This is a genomic window from Vibrio neptunius (genome assembly GCA_019339365.1).
GTDB lineage: Bacteria > Pseudomonadota > Gammaproteobacteria > Enterobacterales > Vibrionaceae > Vibrio > Vibrio neptunius.
In genome coordinates this window covers 2,930,976-2,952,359 of sequence record CP079859.1, presented here as the reverse complement: position 1 = coordinate 2,952,359, position 21,384 = coordinate 2,930,976, and the positions used below count along the sequence as shown (strand labels likewise).

General features: G+C 46.2%; 16 protein-coding genes. 10 read left to right on the top strand and 6 right to left on the bottom strand.

Features of this window, described 5'->3' with window-relative positions; translation table 11 throughout:
• Nucleotides 1-95 precede the first annotated feature (95 nt).
• A complete protein-coding gene (ansA, locus tag KW548_13790) occupies nt 96-1,112 on the bottom strand; it encodes an asparaginase (protein QXX06167.1) in 1,017 nt (338 codons plus the stop codon).
• Between the two features lie 134 nt (nt 1,113-1,246).
• Complete coding sequence (gene sppA, locus KW548_13785) at nt 1,247-3,097, bottom strand: signal peptide peptidase SppA (protein ID QXX06166.1); 1,851 nt, start codon at nt 3,095-3,097, stop codon at nt 1,247-1,249.
• Nucleotides 3,098-3,294: 197 nt separating this feature from the next.
• Here sppA and KW548_13780 point away from each other — a divergent pair, with 197 nt between their 5' ends.
• The gene (locus KW548_13780; protein QXX06165.1) at nt 3,295-5,307 is read left to right on the top strand and encodes an FAD-dependent oxidoreductase; all 2,013 of its coding nucleotides are present in this window, start codon (nt 3,295-3,297) and stop codon (nt 5,305-5,307) included.
• Nucleotides 5,308-5,368: 61 nt separating this feature from the next.
• Here KW548_13780 and purU read toward each other — a convergent pair whose 3' ends face one another.
• Nucleotides 5,369-6,202, bottom strand: coding sequence for a formyltetrahydrofolate deformylase (purU, locus tag KW548_13775; protein ID QXX06164.1), 834 nt, complete (start codon nt 6,200-6,202; stop codon nt 5,369-5,371).
• 195 nt (nt 6,203-6,397) lie between these two features.
• Between purU and KW548_13770 the strand changes: the two genes are divergently transcribed.
• The 8 genes from KW548_13770 (at nt 6,398) to rnd (ending at nt 14,127) form a co-directional block, all read left to right on the top strand.
• Nucleotides 6,398-6,598 carry a hypothetical protein gene (locus KW548_13770; GenBank protein QXX06163.1) on the top strand — a complete coding sequence of 67 codons (201 nt, stop codon included), beginning with the start codon at nt 6,398-6,400 and terminating at the stop codon, nt 6,596-6,598.
• Nucleotides 6,599-6,719: 121 nt separating this feature from the next.
• Nucleotides 6,720-8,645 (top strand): ATP-dependent DNA helicase, encoded by a 1,926-nt coding sequence (locus KW548_13765; protein QXX06162.1) that lies wholly within the window; start codon nt 6,720-6,722, stop codon nt 8,643-8,645.
• Between the two features lie 12 nt (nt 8,646-8,657).
• Nucleotides 8,658-9,359 (top strand): tRNA (adenosine(37)-N6)-threonylcarbamoyltransferase complex dimerization subunit type 1 TsaB, encoded by a 702-nt coding sequence (gene tsaB / locus KW548_13760; GenBank protein QXX06161.1) that lies wholly within the window; start codon nt 8,658-8,660, stop codon nt 9,357-9,359.
• A gap of 20 nt (nt 9,360-9,379) precedes the next feature.
• Nucleotides 9,380-9,682 carry a chromosome partitioning protein ParA gene (locus tag KW548_13755; protein QXX06160.1) on the top strand — a complete coding sequence of 101 codons (303 nt, stop codon included), beginning with the start codon at nt 9,380-9,382 and terminating at the stop codon, nt 9,680-9,682.
• A 19-nt stretch (nt 9,683-9,701) separates the two neighbouring features.
• Nucleotides 9,702-10,259, top strand: a complete 558-nt coding sequence (locus tag KW548_13750; protein QXX06159.1) for a Slp family lipoprotein — start codon at nt 9,702-9,704, stop codon at nt 10,257-10,259.
• On the top strand, nt 10,256-11,113 hold the full coding sequence (locus KW548_13745) for an alpha/beta hydrolase (GenBank protein QXX06158.1): 858 nt from the start codon (nt 10,256-10,258) through the stop codon (nt 11,111-11,113). The genes KW548_13750 and KW548_13745 overlap by 4 nt, the downstream gene beginning before the upstream one ends.
• 110 nt (nt 11,114-11,223) lie before the next feature.
• Nucleotides 11,224-12,912, top strand: a complete 1,689-nt coding sequence (gene fadD / locus KW548_13740; GenBank protein QXX06157.1) for a long-chain-fatty-acid--CoA ligase FadD — start codon at nt 11,224-11,226, stop codon at nt 12,910-12,912.
• Between the two features lie 99 nt (nt 12,913-13,011).
• Nucleotides 13,012-14,127 carry a ribonuclease D gene (rnd, locus tag KW548_13735; protein ID QXX06156.1) on the top strand — a complete coding sequence of 372 codons (1,116 nt, stop codon included), beginning with the start codon at nt 13,012-13,014 and terminating at the stop codon, nt 14,125-14,127.
• A 52-nt stretch (nt 14,128-14,179) separates the two neighbouring features.
• Here the strand turns inward: rnd and KW548_13730 are convergent, their stop codons facing one another.
• Nucleotides 14,180-15,739 carry a SulP family inorganic anion transporter gene (locus KW548_13730; GenBank protein QXX06155.1) on the bottom strand — a complete coding sequence of 520 codons (1,560 nt, stop codon included), beginning with the start codon at nt 15,737-15,739 and terminating at the stop codon, nt 14,180-14,182.
• 298 nt (nt 15,740-16,037) lie between these two features.
• A complete protein-coding gene (gene rne, locus KW548_13725) occupies nt 16,038-18,953 on the bottom strand; it encodes a ribonuclease E (protein ID QXX06154.1) in 2,916 nt (971 codons plus the stop codon).
• 558 nt (nt 18,954-19,511) lie between these two features.
• On the opposite strand from rne, the gene rluC reads away from it, so the two are divergent.
• Nucleotides 19,512-20,456, top strand: a complete 945-nt coding sequence (gene rluC, locus KW548_13720) for a 23S rRNA pseudouridine(955/2504/2580) synthase RluC (protein ID QXX06153.1) — start codon at nt 19,512-19,514, stop codon at nt 20,454-20,456.
• 343 nt (nt 20,457-20,799) lie between these two features.
• On the opposite strand, the gene KW548_13715 is transcribed toward rluC, so the two are convergent.
• Nucleotides 20,800-21,381 (bottom strand): Maf-like protein, encoded by a 582-nt coding sequence (locus tag KW548_13715; protein QXX06152.1) that lies wholly within the window; start codon nt 21,379-21,381, stop codon nt 20,800-20,802.
• Nucleotides 21,382-21,384: the final 3 nt, after the last annotated feature.

Sequence of the window (21,384 nt, the reverse complement as noted above, 5' to 3'; positions counted from 1 at the left end):
GAACAAGCTGAACGAGTCTCATCAGAGCTCTGAAATAAAGAGAAAAGCCGACATTTTGTCGGCTTTTTTATCATTATTCTTGGAAAAGATGTTTGTTATATCGACATTTCACCGCGCAGTACTTTCTGCATTTGAACTTTCACTTGCTCGTAAGTCAGGTTTTGACTCAAGAGGTAATGCAGTTTGGCCAGTGCCGCTTCTGGGGTCATGTCGTAACCGCTGATGACGCCAGCTTCTGCCAGTGCGCAGCCCGTGGCATAACCACCCATGTTGACTTTACCCGCTAAGCATTGAGTGAGATTGACGACAATGACGCCACGCTCGGAAGCATCTTTGAGATGCGCGAGCAGTTCCGGATTTTGCGGAGCATTGCCCACGCCAAAGGTCAGTAGGATCATTGCGTTGACTGGCTGGAGCAGTGTATTACGAATCACCTCATGTGAGATACCCGGGTACATGGTGATGACGCCAATGGGTTGAGGTGTAATGTCATGTATTTTGAATTCGCCTTCTGGCTTTTCACCTACGACAATATCGTTGCTGATCTGAATATTGATACCCGCTTCTAACAGCGGTGGTAAATTTGGAGAAGTGAAGGCGTTGAAGCCGTCTGCGTGTGATTTCGTACTGCGGTTACCACGCATCAATTTGTTATTGAAGAACAGAGTGACTTCGTTGATTGGGTAGTTGGCTGCAATGTGTAGTGCGTTAAGCAGGTTGGCTTGACCATCTGAACGCAGCTCCGCAAGCGGGATTTGTGAGCCTGTCACAATCACCGGTTTGCCGAGGTTTTCCAGCATGAAAGACAGTGCTGAGGCAGTATATGCCATTGTGTCTGTGCCATGTAGAATAACGAAACCATCGTATTTATCGTAATTCTCGCGAATATCATCCGCGATTTGCTGCCAGTCCTTCGGTGTCATGTCGGATGAATCGATCAGCGGATCATATTCGTGAATCGTAAATTCTGGCATTTCTGGGCGCTGGAACTCTGGCATGCTAGCCAGTTGTTTTTCCATGAATCCAGCCACTGGAACGTAACCGTGATCATCTGACTTTTTCATGCCGATGGTTCCGCCAGTGTAAGCGATATAAATGTGTTTTCTTGCCATTGCTTAGAAACCAGTTAATTGTAGGGGGAACAGAGCGTGGGATTATATATCAATCAGTAGCAATAAAAAGGGGTACCCCGCACAGGAATACCCCAGATACTCAGATAGGATCAATCCAGTTGATGAATCAGTCGTTACTGAACCTGACAGTTTAGACAGAATGCGTAATGGCCTTTCGGATCATTGAAACTGTCCAGTAAGCTGGCATCCTGAACAACTTGTGCCGCTACAGGTTGCAGGGCGGTAGGCAACCATGCGCTGGCATCGACACCAAGATTGACTTTGACTTGATTCATGAAGTCTTGGATGAACTGCTCAGCAGGCGACAACGGTTCTTCTACCCAATACAGGTTATATTCTTCGACTTTCGCCAGCTCCGCTGCCAACTTAACAGCATCATCAAAGTCACCCATTTTATCAACCAGACCGAACTTCGCGGCATCTTGGCCCGTCCACACGCGACCCTGAGCGATACTATCCATATCTTTCAATGGGATGTTTCTGCTTTCACTGACTAAGCCGATAAAACGATGATAGCCGTGTTCAATGCCCATTTGGAAAGCATCTGCGGCACCTTCGGATAAGCCGGTGGTGATACCGACTCCTGAAAACGGAGAAGTTCCCACTCCATCAGTGTATACACCGAGTCTATTTAAGCCTTTTTCGAATGTCGTAATAACACTAAAGATACCAATTGAGCCGGTTAACGTCGTTGGTTGTGCAACAATACGATCTGCGCCCATCGAAATCCAGTAGCCTCCTGAAGCGGCTAAGCTCGACATCGAGGCCACCACTGGTTTGCCTGCTTCTTTCAGCGCTTCGATTTCATTGCGAATCACTTCGGATGCAAACGCGCTACCACCCGGGCTGTCTACCCGCAAAACAACCGCTTTGATTTTTTCATCGTTACGTGCCTGTCGTAGAAGTGCAGCGACAGTATCACCGCCAGTTGTACCTCTTGGTTGAGAGCCATCCATGATGGCACCACTAGCGACGACAATTGCGATATCATCCTGCGACAAATTGAACGTTGGCTTCATTGTGGTTTGGTATTCGTAGTAATCGACGTAGTTGTAACTGTCTTCGCTATTGCTACCAAATATCTCGCTCAAATCGGCACGTACTTGTTGTCGTGTCGCCAGCTCATCCACTAAGCCTAGTTCAAGAGATAAGGCCGCCAAATCGCCATCTTGCTCTTTTAACAAGGCTAAAAACTCTTCCATGCTTGGGTTCAGCGTTTCGGTTGACACCTGACGATTAGTGGCAACGTCATCGACATAGGCCCCCCACAATTGACCCAGCCAGCGTGACGCAGACTCTTTAGCCGCGTCTGACATATCATCGCGTACGAAAGGCTCAATGGCTGATTTATAGGTACCAACACGAAAAACATGCGTGTTGACATCAATCTTTTCTAACAGTGTTTTGTAGTACATTGAGTATGCGCTGTAGCCTTTAATCAGCACAGCGCCATCTGGAGCTAGGTAAATCTTGTCGGCATAACTGGCTAGGTAATACTGACTTTGGTTGTAAAACTCACCCGCGGCGTAAATAGGCTTGCCTGATGCTTTGAACTCATTCAGAGCCTTCGCAATGTAGCGCAGTTTAGTCAGGTTGGTTTCTGGCATGTCACGCAGAGCCAGCACAATACCAGTGATCTTAGGGTCGTCTTTGGCATGGCGTATTGACTCAACAATATCAAACAAGACGTTTTCTCTTGGCATATCCTGACCAAATAGCGAGCCAGTGAAAGAGTCCATTGGGTTCACATATCTTGATTGCTCAACGATTGGTCCAGAAAGATTGAGCACTAACGCAGACTCTTTAGGGACGGACGGGATGGCGGACTCTGCGTTTGTGTAAATGAAGTAAATAATGCCAATCGTGGCAAGAAAGATAAGATTAACTAGGGCAAGACGAATAAAGGTAATCAGCTTCCATATGCCTTTAAAGATCATACCGATAAACTTAAATAATTTTTTCATTAGGGCTCCGCTGCGCTTAGCGCAGGTATAGGCCTTGATAGTCTAAGACCTTATAAATACAGATAACTTATATCCTACTTAAACTAGTATACCCAAACAACTGCAAGATTGATCGGTGTTACAAAAATGTAAACGCTTGTTTGATTTTTATTACAACTCGCCGTATTGTGGTCAGACCAGAGTAAAATAATAAAGTGATGTCTGCCATGTACCCAAACTTATTAAAGCCGTTGGATCTAGGATTTACTCAGATTAGAAACCGAGTCTTGATGGGCTCGATGCACACTGGTCTGGAGGAGCATAAAGAAGGTCTAGGGAAATTGGCTGCCTTTTATGCAGAGCGTGCAAAAGGTGGTGTCGGTCTGATTGTGACCGGTGGTTTCTCGCCTAACTTACGTGGTCGTTTACACCCGTTTAGTGCTGAATTCAGTAAGCCTAAGCATGCCCGCGCACACAAAGTCGTGACGGAAGCCGTTCACGAACATGGTGGCAAAATTGCTTTGCAGCTTCTCCATGCAGGGCGTTACGCGATGCACCCGTTTTCGCAAAGTGCCTCTTCCATCAAAGCACCGATTGCGCGATTTTCTCCAAGCGAAATGAGCCCTCGTCAGATTCACAAAACCATCGGGGCGTTTGCCAATAGCGCGAAGTTGGCGCAGTCTGCGGGCTATGATGGCGTTGAAGTGATGGGCTCAGAAGGCTATCTGATCAATCAGTTCATCTGTAAACGCACTAATATGCGCTACGATGAGTGGGGTGGTTGCTACGAAAATCGCATGCGTATGCCGCTAGAGGTTGTGCGGGCCATTCGTAAGGAAGTGGGTGAGGAGTTTATCATCATTTTCCGGCTTTCTATGTTGGACTTGGTTGAGGAAGGCAGCACGTTTGACGAAGTGATTACTCTGGCAAAAGAGCTCGAAAAAGCAGGCGTGACCATCATCAACACTGGTATAGGTTGGCATGAAGCAAGGGTTCCGACTATCGCAACTCAAGTGCCACGAGGAGCCTTTACTTGGGTAACGGAAAAAGTGCGCCCACATGTCAACGTGCCGATTGTCACCTGTAACCGTATCAATACGCCGGAAGAAGCAGAGCGTATTCTCTCCGGTGGTCACGCTGACATGGTGTCTATGGCAAGGCCTTTCCTTGCCGACCCGCATTTTGTCGTTAAGGCCGAAAATAAACAGTCACATTTGATTAATACTTGTATCGGTTGCAACCAAGCGTGTCTAGACAATGTCTTCAAAGGTAAACGAGCTAGTTGTCTGGTAAACCCACTTGCTTGTCGTGAAGATGAGCTTGTGATCACCCCGACCGACAAGCCTAAGAATATTGCGGTGGTTGGTGCTGGTCCTGCCGGACTTTCATGTGCGACGACTCTGGCTAAGCGAGGCCACCATGTCGACCTGTTCGAACGTAACGATAGGATCGGTGGTCAATTCCGTTTAGCCATGCAAATCCCTGGAAAAGAGGAATTCCGCGAAACCATCCGTTACTTTGCGAACCAGATTGATGAGACAGGCGTGAAGTTGCATCTTGAAACGGACGCAAATTTCGATCTATTGGCCGAGTATGACGAAGTGGTCATGGCATCAGGCGTAGAGCCGCGTAAAGTCAAGATTGATGGTATCGATAATCCAGAGAAGGTGATTGATTACCAGACGTTGATTAAAGAGAAAACTTACGTTGGTGAGAAAGTTGCGATTGTTGGTGCGGGTGGCATCGGTGTGGATGTCGCCACCATGCTTACAGAGCCAGCTGGTCATAACTTAGACGACTGGTTGCACGAATGGGGGATTGATAAAGAGATCGCTCATCCGGGTGGTTTGTACCCCTATCCCGAATCTCTGAGCGAAAAAGACGTTTGGGTTCTACAGCGCCGCAAGGGCAAAGTGGGCAAAGGTCCGGGTAAAACCACCGGCTGGATTCATAAACGTACGCTAGAGAAACGAGGAGTCAATCTAGTGGGTGGTGTCAGCTACGACAAGATTGATGATACTGGCTTGCACATTAGCCATGATGGCAAATCCGAGTTGCTTGAAGTGGATAAAGTCATTATCTGTGCTGGTCAGGAATCGGTGAGACCGTTTGAGGATCAATGGCAGCAATTTGGTGACAAGCTACATATCATAGGCGGTGCCGATCATGCCGGCGAGTTGGATGCTGTACGTGCTATCAGGCAAGGTGTCGAATTGGCTGCGAAGCTCTAAGAAAGCCAAACATTAAAAAAAGACCTCCGATCGGAGGTCTTTTGGCATTTGGGATGGAAGACTAAAGAATGACCGTCTTGTTGCCGTAGACAAATACGTGGTCATTTATCACTTTATTGAGTGCTTTACTCAGAACATTCTTTTCAACATCTCTTCCCGCCTGAGCCATATCCTTTGCGCTGAAGTTATGGTCGACCGGAATCACGTCTTGCTTGATGATTGGTCCTTCGTCTAGGTCATTGGTGACGAAGTGTGCGGTTGCACCAATGATTTTAACGCCGCGCTCGTAAGCTTGTTGATAAGGCTTTGCACCAATGAAAGCGGGTAGAAAACTATGATGGATGTTAATGATCTTATGGTGGTATTTTTCGACAAATGATGGTGTTAGTACGCGCATGTACTTAGCCAAGACCAAATAGTCCGCATTGTACTGATCGATGACGTCGAGCATTTTTTGCTCATGTTCTTCCCGATTTAACCCCTCGTGAGAGACGCAATGATATGGAATATCAAACTTCTCTGTCAGACTTTTAAGCGTATCGTAGTTACCCACTACTGCAGCAATATCAACGTCTAGGCTGCCATCGAAATTTTTCATCAGAATATCACCAATACAGTGTGCTTCTTTGGTGACGAGAATAACAACGCGCTTGCGGTTTGGGCCAATCAACTTTCTTTTAGCACCTTGCGGTAGAGCCTGATCTAGGTCGGCAAGGAAGGTTTGATCATTGAAATAACCCTCCAGTTCGGTCCGCATGAAAAAATGGCCGCTAGTATTATCGACAAATTCATTATTATGAATGATGTTGAGTTGGTGCTTATAACAAATATTGGTGATTTTAGAAATCAGGCCTGGTGCATCGGTACAATGAGTGAGCAGTGTTTTCTTTTCCATTGGGTTAAAACTTCCGTGATTTATTTTTTTCGCATTCTGAATTTTTTGCCGAGCGTCGAACGGTGAAGCGCTCCACAATATGGAAGCTACAATTAAACTAATATTAAAAAGGTTTCAACAATTAATCCGAGTTAACCGATTAGCTCGGCGAATTTGTTCAAAAATTGTCAGCTTTTAGCACGACAGGTGGTTCGTATGGATAAAGATCTACTCGCACGTAAGTTGTATTCCGAGAGAGTCAGTGCGCTTCTCGGTGACCACGAGATGAATGAAGCGCTGCTTAATGAAATGTGGGAAAGCAAAGCGTCGCCCAGTGAAGCTGCTCGTGTCATGATGGACAGTCACAACGAGTTTTCTGGCCCAGCGTGGTTATCACGTTATCTCAACCGTCGCTAACACAACTTGCACATCAATAACGTAGCCTACTGGCGCGGATCCGATTTGCATTCGCGCCCAGTCTCTAAACCTGCCATAATCCCTCGTTCGTCACCTCATTCAATTCAAATTACACTACTTGATGATCTCGAAAACGTTCTCAGCAGATGGTGCTCTAGGTAAAGCGATTCCTGGGTTCCAACCCCGACAGGCTCAGCTTGATATGGCTGAATCTGTGGTTAAAGCAATTAAAAGTGACCAGCAAGTCGTTATTGAAGCCGGAACCGGGACAGGGAAAACCTTCGCTTATCTGGTTCCTGCATTACTGAGTGGTAAAAAAACCATCATTAGTACCGGTTCGAAAAACCTCCAAGAACAGTTGTTTCATCGTGATTTACCCTTGATGACGGACGCACTGGGCTTTTACGGTCAAGTGGCGTTACTTAAGGGGCGAGCAAATTACTTGTGTCTTGACCGTCTTAGTCGACAAATGGTTGAAAGTCATGGACACCATGCGGATCCAGCGCTGCTCAGTCAGTTGGTCAAAGTCCGCTCATGGGCGAGTGAGACCAAAACTGGCGATTTAGGCGATTGTGACGAAATCGCAGAAGACAGCCCAGTTATCCCAACGATTACTTCAACCAACGACAATTGCTTAGGTAAAGAGTGTCCAAGTTACCAAGATTGTTTTGTTCTTAAGGCTCGCAAAAAAGCCATGGATGCGGACGTTGTGGTCGTCAATCATCATCTATTTTTGGCCGATTTAGCGATAAAAGAAACGGGGTTTGGGGAGCTGATACCAGAAGCGGAAGTGTTTATCTTCGACGAAGCTCATCAGTTACCTGATATTGCCAGTCAGTACTTTGGTCAGTCTCTCTCTAGTCGTCAGATTCAGGAGCTTTGTAAGGATATTGAAATAGGTTATCGCACCGAAGCAAAAGACATGCGCCAATTGCAGAAGATCAGCGAAAAATTGCTGCAAACTGCGATGGACTTAAGAATTGCCCTCGGTGAACCAGGTTTCCGAGGTAACTGGCGTGAAGCGATTCAATCTCCCTCAATTGCCAGAGAACTAGAAAGATTACGTGAGTCGCTGGATTTTTGTCTCGAAGTACTCAAATTAGCATTGGGTCGGAGCCAACTGTTGGATACGGCGTATGAACGAGCCAGCACAATTCAAGCGAGACTGGAACGAATTTGTGAGGTTTCCATTACGGGATACTCTTACTGGTACGATACGACTCCGCGTCATTTTAGTCTTCATATCACCCCGCTTTCGGTATCAGACAAATTTCAGGAACAGATCGAGTTAAAGCAAGGGGCGTGGGTATTTACTTCCGCTACTTTAGGGGTAAAAGGGGATTTCGGTCATTTTACTTCTCGGTTGGGCCTAAAACCTCAGACGGAAATGTCTTTGCCAAGTCCATTTGATTATCAGAGTCAGGCAAGGTTATGTGTGCCGCGTTACCTTCCTGAGCCGAATAGTCCGGGTATGGCGGATAAGCTTGTTCGCATGCTCGGCCCTTTGATTGAGCAGAATCAGGGGCGCTGTTTTTTCCTTTGTACCTCGCATAGCATGATGCGGGAACTCGGTGAGAGGTTCCGTGAGCGTTTGAGCATTCCAGTGCTAATGCAAGGTGAAACCAGTAAACAAAAAACACTGGCAGAGTTTATGGAACTGGGTAATGCTTTGCTGGTGGCGACAGGTGCATTTTGGGAAGGGATTGATGTTAGAGGTGACACACTGAGCTGTGTTATTATCGATAAATTACCTTTCACAGCACCCGACGACCCGCTACTTAAAGCGCGGATAGAAGATTGCCAGCTTAAAGGTGGGGACCCATTTTCACAGGTCCAGATACCGGATGCCGTGATTACCCTTAAGCAAGGGGTTGGTCGCTTAATCCGAGATAAAAAAGACAAAGGTGCGCTGATCATTTGTGATAATCGCTTAGTGACACGCGAATATGGCGGCGTATTTCTTGCCAGCTTACCTCCAATTCCCAGAACACGGGATTTGGGGCTAGTGCAGGATTTCCTTAAACAAATTTCACAAACAACCGAATAATCAGAGAATTCAATGAGTGCAAAAATTCTTGCCTTAGACACGGCAACAGAGAACTGCTCTGTTGCGTTGCTAGTTAATGACCAGATCCATGTTCGTAGTGAAGTAGCACCACGAGACCACACTAAAAAGATCCTCCCAATGGTAGACGAAGTGCTGAAAGAAGCGGGGATCACTCTGGCTGAACTTGACGCGCTCGCGTTTGGTCGTGGACCGGGCAGTTTTACAGGTGTCCGCATTGGCATTGGTATTGCACAAGGTTTAGCGTTTGGTGCTGATCTGCCTATGATTGGCGTGTCGACATTGCAAGCCATGGCTCAAGGTAGCTACCGTAAACATGGTGTAAGCCACGTGGCGTGTGCGATTGACGCGAGAATGAGCGAAGTCTACTGGGGGCGTTTTTCGCGTCAAGAAGATGGCACTTGGATTGCAACTGATGCCGAATGTGTTATTCCACCTGCGGTTTTGTCTGAAAAGAGCCAAAGTGACGAACACCAGTGGCTTACCGCAGGGACCGGTTGGGAAGCGTATCATGAAGCGCTAGCGGAGCTGAAATTTGAAGTCTCTGCAGGAGAGGTTCTTTTCCCCGATGCGGAAGATATCGCTGCATTGGCTAAACTCGAGTGGGAAAAGGGCAACACTTTGACGGTAGAGGATGCGAGTCCTGTGTATCTGCGTGATACCGTTGCATGGAAGAAATTGCCAGGCAGAGAATAAGGTGAAATTAGACGGATAGTATGGTTTCGATTAATGGATTACCTCCTTCGGTTCCGGGGCCGAATAAGGCCAATAAAACTGGAAAAAAGAATGAGGTAAAAAAAGCTCAGGATCAGTCATCAATTGGCCGACCTTCGAAAGTCGCCAATGCGGTGGCTCATTCTATCCGTCAGGTAAACGAGTCAGACATCCATAAAGCTCAAGTGCAATACGATTTGCCTGAAGGACAGGGTCGTAAAGCGATGGAAGAGTATATGAATGTGATGAATCAGTCTAAGCGTGATGAACTATCGCAGCTGTTAGGTGTCGATATTTATATCTAGTTCTTTTGGTTAAGCTCTTATGATACCACGTGTTTTTAAACTCCTTTCTATGGTTAGTGTTTTGGCTACACTTACAGCCTGTAGTACGCTTCCAGAAAATCTTGCGTCAGATAATCCAGCTTTACAAACGGACTACTCTCGCTGGCAAGCTTCAGCATCACAAGCGCAGGAGTTACGTTTGGGTGGTGTGATTGCTAGCGTGACTAATCTGAAAGATAAGACGCGAGTGGAGATCGTGAATTTACCAATCGGCTCGAATGGCAAGCCTGATATTGACCAAGAACCGCAAGGTCGATTCGTTGGATATATCAATGGTTTCGCGGATCCGGTAACACTGTCAAAAGGGCGATTGATTACTTTACTCGGTGATAGCCGTGGTACTGAAATCGCCAAGGTGGGTGACTATCGCTATGACTTCCCTGCTATGGATATCAAGAGTTACCATCTGTGGCGAATAGAAGAGCGCGTGATTGTTCACAATGACTTCGGGCCCTCGATGTATCCTTGCCGCAGTTTATATTGTCGTGACCTCACCCGAGGAACGAAACATGGCAAGGTGGTTCAAGAAGTTAAATGACACGAAGAGACACTCGTTACCCCTTAGCAGATGGCTTCATAGCCGCTATTGAATACGGATACAGCCAGACAGCGGATTGCTCTATTGTTTTTCTTCATGGCTGGTTGGACAACGCCGCTAGCTTTGAATCTTTGATGCAAGAGCTTTATCAATCCGCGCCTGAACTGCATTTATGCGCGATTGATTTGCCCGGTCATGGTCATTCCAGTCACAAGTCCGGTAGTAATTTCTACTCATTTCATGACTACATTGACGATGTTTATCAGTTTCTGGCTAACTTATCGACAAACAGACTCGTGCTGGTAGGACATTCTCTTGGTGCTTTGATTGCAAGTTGCTATAGTGCCGCCTTTCCTGAGCAGATCAATGGATTGGTTCAGATAGAAGGGCGTGGGCCATTGGCGGAAGAAGAGAGCGAAACGGTTTCTCGGCTGAGAGAAGGCGTTTTGAGTCGTCAAAGGATACGCAGTAAGCCAACTAGGGCATTTGAATCAGATACCATTGCTATTGATGTTAGAGCAAAGGTGAATCAAATTGCTTGTGAACTTATCAGACCCATAGTCAAGAGAGGGTTGGTAAAGACCAACGATGGCTGGGTATGGCGTCATGATGAGAAATTGCAAAGCCAGTCTTTGTATCGAATGTCATTTGAGCATGCGCAATCAATCAGGCGGCAGATCACCTGTCCGCAGATTGTGGTGCTAGGCGAACAAGGTTTTCCCCATTTGCAGAAGACACCGGATGATACTCCCAATTCGACCGAAATTTTTACGGTTGAGGGAGGACATCACTGTCATCTGCAAGTCCCTTCTAGAGTATCTGACCTAATTTTTGGCTTAGTTAACAAAATTTAAACAAGTGTTTGAGTCTTTCGTGCTCAAGTTCTTTGCCTGTGTTGTAATGGACGTCAATAAAATCACGGCGTTTCGTCGACAACAGTCAGCTTAATTCGAGGAGTATTACCGTGGATAAACCTTGGTTATCACGTTATCCAAGTGATGTGCCTGAGCATATCAACCCAGATCAATATCCGTCATTGGTGGAAATGTTTGAACAGTCAGTACAGAAATATGCTGACCAACCTGCCTTTATGAATATGGGCTCGGTAATGACATTTCGTAAGCTTGAAGAGCGCAGCCGTGCTTTTGCCGCTTACCTGCAAAACGAACTTAAGCTGAAAAAGGGCGATCGTGTCGCTTTGATGATGCCAAATCTTCTTCAATACCCAGTGGCATTGTTCGGTGTTTTGCGCGCAGGATTGATTGCTGTTAATGTCAACCCTCTGTACACACCACGCGAACTTGAACATCAGCTAAATGATTCTGGTGCGAAAGCCATTGTGATCGTCTCTAACTTTGCTAACACATTAGAGCAAATCGTAAACAATACTCCGGTTAAGCATGTCGTACTGACCAGTTTGGGTCAAATGCTTCCGCGCGCAAAGGGCACCTTGGTCGACTTTGTGGTCAAGTATGTGAAAGGTATGGTGCCGAAGTATGATCTGCCCGGGGCGATTTCAATGCGCAAGGCTTTGCATAAAGGCCGACGTTTACAATACGTGAAACCTTTCATGTCTGGCGATGACATTGCTTTCCTTCAGTACACAGGTGGTACGACAGGGGTTGCGAAAGGGGCCATCCTAACTCATAGCAATATGATAGCAAACATTTTGCAGGCCAAAGGAATGTACGGGCCGGTACTAAAAGAAGGTAGAGAAGTGGTTGTGACCGCGCTGCCTCTTTACCACGTATTTGCTTTGACGGTGAACTGCCTATTGTTCCTTGAATTGGGTGGACGTAACCTGCTAATTACTAATCCGCGAGATATCCCAGGTTTTGTCAAAGAACTACAAAAGTGTCCGTTCACTGCAATTACTGGTGTCAACACGCTGTTCAATGCCTTGGTCAATAATGAAGATTTCCACGAGCTGGACTTTAGCAATCTAAAGTTAGCGGTAGGTGGCGGTATGGCCGTTCAACGTGCAGTTGCTGAGCAGTGGAAGAAAACCACTGGCGTACACCTATTAGAAGGTTATGGTCTCACCGAATGTTCTCCTTTGGTGACAGTTAACCCATACGACCTCACCGAGTACACAGGCGCAATTGGTTTGCCTGTCCCTTCTACAGAAGTGCGTATTGTTGATGACGAAGGGAATCCGGTACCGAATACCGAAGTCGGTGAACTGCAGGTTCGTGGCCCTCAAGTGATGCAAGGTTACTGGCAAAGGCCCGAAGCCAGCAAGGAAGTCATCAATAGTGAAGGGTGGTTGTCCACAGGGGATATCGTTAAGTTTGATGATCAGGGTCTGATTCACATTGTGGATCGTAAGAAGGACATGATTCTGGTGTCAGGCTTCAATGTATATCCAAATGAGATTGAAGATGTGGTGGCACTGCATGGCAAAGTAATGGAAGTTGCAGCCATTGGCCAACCGCATGAAGTCTCAGGTGAACTGGTGAAGATCTATGTAGTTAAACGTGATCCAAGCTTGACGAAAGATGAGCTCATAGCCCATTGTCGTCAGCACTTGACGGGCTATAAAGTTCCTAAGCTAGTAGAATTTAAAGATGAATTACCTAAAACCAATGTCGGTAAAATATTGCGCCGTGTCCTGCGCGAAGAGAATGATGCAAAGTTAGCCAAGGCTAGCTAAAGTTAAAAATAAGCACAGCCAAGTGTTTAATGTTAAAATGCCGACCAATACCAGTCGGCATTTTTATTTGTAGACCCCATCAGTCACAGTGAGAACTTTGTGAATTATCAAATCATTACCCGTCCAGATCAGCTAGAAAAAGTGTGCGAACAAGCTAGAGGCACAGATGTTGTTATGCTTGACACCGAGTTTGTCCGAACACGAACCTACCACCCCCAGCTTGGTCTTATTCAGTTATTTGATGGTGAAACACTTTCTTTGATTGATCCAACCGTCATTGATGATATGACGGCGTTTGTCCACCTTCTTAAGGACACATCCGTGTTAAAGGTTTTACACGCGTGTGGTGAAGACTTAGAAGTGTTTAACAACAGCTTTGATTGCCTGCCGTATCCTATGGTAGACACTCAATTGATGGCGGCATTTTTAGGTCATGGTCTGTCAACGGGTTTCGCTTCTTTGGTCGAATCTTATCTTGGTGTAGAACTGGATAAAAGTGAGTCGCGTACTGACTGGCTTGCAAGACCATTAACCGACAAACAACTCGACTACGCGGCGGCAGACGTCCACTACCTATTGCCCTTGTATGAAAAGCTGCTTGAAGAAATTACTCAGGCTGGCTGGTGGGAAGCCGCTCAGCAAGAAAGTGATTTGCTGGCAACCAAACGCATCAAATCAATTGACCCTGAAAAAGCTTACTTAGATATTAAGGGTGCTTGGCAGCTAAAACCAAGTGAGTTAGCGATATTAAAACCACTCGCCACCTGGCGTTTCAAAGAAGCAATTCGCCGTGATCTAGCACTGAACTTCATCTTTAAAGAGAATGATCTGCTGCTTGTTGCTCGCTTAGGCTTACAGAACAAACAAAGAATGGAACAGGAAGGTCTAGATATTCGTTCTGTGCAACGCCACAGCGCACGTATTATCTCGATTGTTAAATCAGCCAAAATGACGCCTGTTGATGAGTATCCGGCTAAAATTGAGCGTTTGATGGATATGCCAGGCTACAAGCAGAAGTTTAAAACCCTTAAGGATGAAGTGAAAAAAGCCTCTCAGGCGTCTGGGCTTGCGACAGAGTTTTTAGCGTCCAAGAAACAATTAAATCAGTTGATGAGCTGGGTGTGGAAGAAAGATCGTGATCCATCCACTTTACCAGATGTGATGCAGAGTTGGCGTTTGGATCTGATGGGTGACAAACTCAACAAATTACTATAATAATTAACGATAAATAATAAGGGCTTCCAAATGGAAGCCCTTTTTTGTCTATTTAACCCGCGAGTACATCAGTGGCGACTTTGTAGCTTGGGTCTTCTTTTACGTTAATCTCTACCAAGCTGCCTGCTTTATCGAGAAGCTTACGACAATCTGGGCTTAGGTGGCGTAAATGAAGTGTCTTGCCCTGAGCAGAGTAACGCTCGGCCAGTGTTTCGATAGCTTCGATAGCTGAGTGGTCGGTTACACGTGAATCAGCGAAATCGACGATAACATCACTTGGATCTTCATGCGCATCGAAAATCTCAAGGAAATTGGCGACTGAACCGAAGAATACCGGGCCGTGAATTTTGTACTCTTTAGAACCTTCTGCGTTGATACTGGTATCGGCATAGATGTGTTTAGCGTGTTGCCAAGCAAACATCAGAGCAGAGGCAATAACACCAACAAAGACGGCAATAGCAAGGTCGGTCATTACCGTTACTACCGTTACTAGTACGATTACAAAGAAGTCTTGCTTTGGTACGCGACGAGCCAGTTTGAATGTTGCCCACTCGAAAGTACCGATCACCACCATGAACATGACACCGACAAGTGCTGCTAGTGGGATCATTTCGATCAGTGAAGAAGCGAACAAGATAAATATCAGCAGTGCAGAAGCAGCTACAATGCCCGACAAACGACCGCGGCCCCCTGAGTTAACGTTGATCATCGACTGACCAATCATCGCACAGCCACCCATAGCGCCAAACACGGAACATGTCATGTTTGCCATGCCCTGACCAATACATTCACGGTTTGACTGACCACGAGTGTTCGTCATTTCATCTAAAACTGTCAGTGTAAGCAGAGACTCAATTAGACCAATTGCGGCAAGAATGAGAGCGTACGGAAGGATAATTTGTAGCGTTTCTAGCGTTAGCGGGACTGCTGGGATAGAAAACGTTGGTAGTGAACCTGCCAGCGTCGCAGCATCATCACCAGACATAGTGCGTAGGAAATCAACAACGGTACGTGTTTCTGGATCTAAGCCTACAACCAAAGCGGTCACAGTCACGATCGCTACTAAGGAAGAGGGGACGGCGGTAGTGAACTTTGGTAAGAAGTGAATAATCGCCATCGTTAGTGCGACTAAACCCAGCATCAATATCATTTGATCTTGAGGTAGCCAAGTTAGCCTACCGTGAATGTCCGGCGCTTTGAACTGACCAAGCTGAGCTAGGAAAATAACAATCGCTAAACCGTTAACGAAGCCGATCATAACAGGATGCGGCACGATGCGGATGAATTTTCCTAACTTAAATAGGCCAGCGGTTACCTGAAAGATACCAGCCAGTAATATGGCGGCAAAAAGATACTGGACGCCGTGTGATGCTACGAGAGAGACCATTACGACAGCCATTGCACCTGTTGCGCCCGAGATCATACCTGGACGCCCACCAAAGATGGAGGTGATAAGGCCAACAATGAATGCAGCGTATAGACCAACCATAGGGTCAACACCTGCAACGAACGCAAAAGCAACGGCTTCAGGAACCAAGGCTAAAGCAACGGTCAGGCCAGATAACACGTCATTTTTTACAGAGTGTTTTGAAAATTGAGGAAATTCAAACATGCTTGCTCAGTTATGCTAAATGTTTACGGTAATTCTGAATATCAGAGAACGAAAGTTTGTCGTATAGGTTCTAGCTTAGTTTTCATGTAAGCAAAATGCGATGTAAAAGAGCACTGAAAACCAAACAAATGATTCAGATCGAGTCGGCGAATGCTACCTAAAAGTGTGATTAAGTTCAACAATGAAGCAGGTATTGGCTAATATTTGTGACAAATAGTGAGAGTCGTCATGCTCTTCACTGGATACACACAAAAAAACAGCCCCATCATGGGGCTGTTTTTATTTTCATCAAACCTGACTAAAAGTTTTGAGGCTTTGCCATTGCAGCGCTGGCTTTATTGCTAGCGACTTGGCTACCTGCTCCTTTTGACAGGTATCGATCTTCTCGGAAAGGCGCAGCAATCACAGTAATATCTTTCATCTCTGTGGTGCCTGGTGCTTTTGCCATAGGGGCAGAGGCGTGACCTTTAAATGCCTTCGGCACAACGATATCAGAGCTTACAGTCACTTCAGTTGCTGTAACTGCTTCTCGAACAGTCTTCTCTTGCGCAGTTTCTATCGATGCTTGGACTTGCTCAGTCACAGGCGTTTCCGCTAACTGAGCTGTTTCTAAAGGTACGGTTTGCTCGACTACAGGCTCAACCACTGACGCTGGTCGACGAACAATCACTTTACCCATGGCCATTTCAGGACAAGCAAATCCACCAAGTGCTGAAGTAGTCACTTCTGGTGCCGCAGCCTGTTCAGCCTTCGCTTTGTGCTTCGTCTCAGGTTTAGAGATACCGTAGCTCGGCATGACTTTACCCATTGCCATTTCAGGTGAAGCAACGCCACCTTTGCGTAAGCGGAATGGGTTAGGACGACGATCGCGACCACGACGACGGCGCTGACCGCTCGCACGCAGATGACGTGGAGAGCGGCGATTACGGCGTTGTTTTGGTTGTTCAGCCTCTTCCACATCCGTAGCTACGGCATGCTCTTCTACCGCTTCAGCTTTTGCTTCAGTAGCCACTTGCTTCGCTTCTTCATCCGCTTTCGCTTTTGCAGCTTGGTCTTTGACACGTACTTGCTTAGATAGCTTGCGGCGTTGACGGCGTTCTTTCACTTTAGCGGCTTTCTCTTCCGCTCGCTCTTTGCGCGCTTCAGGTTTGTCAGTCTGTTGAGCATCAGCCGCTAGTTTTAGACCTTCTTCAGCAACTTTGTTTGGCTTCACATCATCGCGTTTGTTACGGCGATCTTGCTTAGGTTTACGGTTTTGCTGTTTACGTTCATTAGGCTTCGCTTCATTCGCTGCTTCGTCACGCTTGTTATCACGTCTGTTATCGCGCTTATCGTCACGGTTGTCGTTTCGATTATCGCGATTACCACGGCGACGGTTGTCGTTACGGTTACGGCGGTTACGATTGTTGCGGTTACCTTCTTTGCGCTCTTTAGGCTTCTGTTCTTCTTGCTTCTCTTCTTCTTTAGCTGAACCAAATAGGAAGCTACCTAGTGCTTTAAAGATGCGGTTTATGAGTCCAGGTTGAGCCGTCTCAGTGTCAGCTTTCGCTTTCTTCTCAGGCGCTTTTTTAGCGACAGGTTTCGCTGGAGCTGGTGCAGACTGGGTTGGTGATGCGAAGCCTTTTAGTGCAGGCTCTTCAATCTTCTTCGCTTTGACTTCTTGCTCTACTGGCTCTTTACCTTCTGCTTCCTTCATCGCTTCGAGCTTTTTAGGAACTAGGTAAGAAAGCAGATCGAACTCTTCACCTTCACGTACTCGAATCACTTCAAAATGTGGCGTTTCCATATCTGAGTTAGGAACCACAGTGATCTTAGCTTCTTGATTACGTTCAATATGGTTGATTGAACGACGCTTTTCATTCAGAAGGTAAGATGCAATCGGGACAGGAACCACAGCCAGAACTTGCGCAGTATTGTCTTTCAGTGCTTCTTCTTCTATCAAACGAAGAACAGAGAGGGCAAGAGATTCATTATCACGAACGACACCAGTACCGCTACAGCGAGGGCAAATGTGGTGACTTGCTTCAGCTAGAGAAGGACTCAAACGTTGACGCGACATTTCTAACAGGCCAAAGCGCGAGATACGACCGATTTGAACACGAGCACGATCAAGACGAACAGCGTCACGCAGGCGGTTCTCAACTTCGCGTTGATGGCGTACCGGGGTCATATCAATAAAGTCGATAACGACAAGGCCACCTAGATCACGCAGACGAAGTTGGCGAGCAATTTCATCGGCCGCTTCAAGGTTGGTGTTCAATGCCGTCTCTTCGATATCGCCGCCTTTCGTTGCACGGGCAGAGTTGATATCGATAGAGGTCAGAGCTTCTGTTGGGTCGATGACAATTGAACCACCAGAAGGTAGACGAACTTCACGTTGGAAAGCCGATTCAATCTGACTTTCAATTTGGTAATGGCTAAATAGGGGGACCTCACGGTCGTGTTTTTTGACTCGGTTTTCAAAGTCAGGACGGACAAGGCGAATGTGTTCCAGAGCGCGTTCAAAGATAGTATTGCTATCGATCAGAATTTCACCGATATCACGACGTAAGTAATCGCGAATAGCACGAACGATAACGTTACTTTCTTGATGGATAAGGAAAGGAGCTGGGTTCGCTTCAGAAGCTTGTTTGATAGCGCCCCAGTGGTTGAGGAGCACATTCAAGTCCCACTCAAGTTCTTCGGCGCTCTTTCCTACACCGGCCGTACGGACAATAAGCCCCATACCTTGTGGTAGTTCTAGCGTGCTCAATGCCGCTTTCAGTTGTGTACGCTCATCCCCTTCGATTCGGCGAGAAATGCCGCCTGCACGAGGGTTATTTGGCATCAGAACAAGGTAACTACCTGCAAGAGAAACAAAAGTCGTGAGGGCTGCACCTTTGCTGCCACGTTCTTCTTTCTCTACTTGAACAATTACTTCTTGACCTTCAGTCAGCACCTCTTTAATGCTTGGGCGACCTTGGTAAGTGTAACCTTCAGGAAAGTATTCGCGGGCAATTTCTTTTAGAGGAAGGAAACCGTGTCGCTCTGCACCATAATCGACAAAAGCTGCTTCCAGACTTGGTTCGATGCGAGTGATACGTCCTTTGTAGATGTTTGCTTTTTTCGATTCGTGGCCTGGGCTTTCGATATCTAAATCATATAAGCGCTGACCATCAACCAAAGCAACACGCAACTCTTCTTTTTGAGTTGCGTTGATTAGCATTCTTTTCATTGATAAATCTCGTTGTCATTCTATGTTGTCTTGCTGCCTTAATGTATCTTTCACGGTGCCTGATCCCATGGCTTAAATTTGTGCAGCCTCCCGGCTGGAGGGATGCTCTTTGGGCACGTCAGTCTTACAAACAAATTTGGCTTGTAAGCCGCAATGATGGCGGATAATACTCAACATGAAAGATTTTTGAGTAGGGCAACAAGTTGTACTAACTCCGAAAATGTCTTACGCCATGTGCTGCATTTTGGTAAATTAGCGGCTACTCAATCTCTTGCTCAAAAATGAATAGGTTTGTTTAAAATGCAGCCTAATCATCCATTGCAGGTGTGAACTATAGCAGTACCCATTAAAGTCAGCAATCTGCTTTATTATAAAACGCTAAAAAACCCATTTTTTATTTTTGTAAAGCGCTGTATTTAAAAGATTTGTTTGATGATTTTTGAGGATTGTAAATATATTGGTGAATTTTTATTCGTAGCGTAACAGAAACTCATTCTTAGAAAGAGATTTACCAAATCGTCACCTAGAAAATGTGAACTAGAATGGTAGAATATCGAAATGAGTGAAATTAGAACTAAAGTCCAATTTGTCGATATCGACGAAGATATGGCTGGTCAGCGTATCGATAACTTCTTACGTAACCAACTTAAAACTATCCCTAAAAGCATGGTTTATCGGATCTTGCGCAAGGGAGAAGTTCGCGTAAACAAAAAACGAATTAAAGCTGAATATAAATTGAAGACGGGGGATTTGGTCAGAATTCCTCCAGTCACGATTGAAGAGAAGCAAGACGAAGTCGCACCGAGTACCAAATTGAATAAAGTCGCTGAGCTAGAACATATGATCATCCATGAAGATGAACATATGCTTATCCTCAATAAACCTTCGGGCACGGCAGTTCACGGAGGTAGCGGGCTCAAGTTTGGTGCGATTGAAGCATTACGTGCACTAAGGCCACAAGCTCGTTTTCTTGAGCTAGTGCATCGTATCGATAGAGATACTTCAGGCATTCTTTTGGTTGCAAAAAAGCGCTCTGCACTGCGTCATTTGCAAGCTCAGTTTCGTGAGAAAACGGTACAGAAATATTATTATGCCTTGGTGATGGGGCAATGGAAGAGCGGTTGCAAGGTAGTCAATGCCCCACTCTTGAAAAATGAAGTGAACAGCATCGTCCGTGTCAACTCTCAGGGTAAGCCTTCTGAGACACGTTTTAAGATTATTGAAAAGTTTGCTGAGGCTACCTTGATTCAGGCCAGTCCAATAACAGGACGTACACATCAAATCCGTGTCCATACTCAGTATACTGGCCATCCCATTGCTTGGGACGACCGTTATGGTGATCGACGCTTTGATGCTTACACAGGAAAAGTTGGGTTAGACCGGCTGTTTCTTCATGCTGCTAATATTAAATTCAAACATCCATCTAATGACGACTGGATGGATGTGAGTGCGCCAATGGAGCCTAAGCTAGAGAAAGCGTTGGCTGGGCTACGTAAGCTTTAAAGGCAGGCTTCGTCTGAGAAGCGGGAACGGAACTTCGCCCTATGGATCGCTTCACTAATGGAACGGGCGTTGCCCTATGGAACACTTCGTTGCGGGATCACTGGATCGGGCTTCGCCCTGATAGAAAGAAGAAGCTTCTTTTTGGTCATTCCATAGAGCGACGAAGGAGCGAGTAGGGAATCTTTAAAAGGCTCTCACTCGCATGAAGAGATCCCCAAGTCGGTCGTGCCTCCCTCTCGGGGATGACTGTTTAATCTATTGAAATGACAAGGGTTGCTACAATGTACCAACCCTGCATAATTTTCCCGCATCCCGCATCCCGCATCCCGCATCCCGCATCTCCCTAAAGTACCTCAAAACCTTGCGTTTCAAGCATATCAATCAAGTCAATCAGTGGTAGCCCAACCAAAGTATTCGGGTCTTTCCCTTCCAACTTTTCAAATAGTGCGATACCCAGCCCCTCACTTTTAAAACTGCCAGCGCAGTAATACGGCTCTTCTTTCTCTACATAGCGATTGATCTGTTGTTGGGTTAGCTGACGGAAATGAACCGTGAACGTATCCAGTTTGACATCTGTGATATTCGTTTCGGTGTTGTGAAGCGCAAGCCCGGTATAAAACTGGATGGCCTTACCGCTTTGGCGGCTTAATTGTTGGATAGCGTTTTCTCGATTCAGAGGTTTGCCAATGATTTTTCCATCAATCACACACACTTGGTCGCTGCCAATAACAAGACTCGGTTGGCTTGTTGCGCATGATTGTGCTTTTTCCTTCGCAAGACGTTTCACTAGATCCTCAGGTCGCTCGTTAGAAAAAGGTGTTTCGTCACAATCAGGTGAGGCGGTTTCAAAAGGGACTGATAGTTTATTGAGCAGTTGTTTACGATATGGCGATGTAGAGGCTAAAACTAGTTGGTATTGCGTCATTTT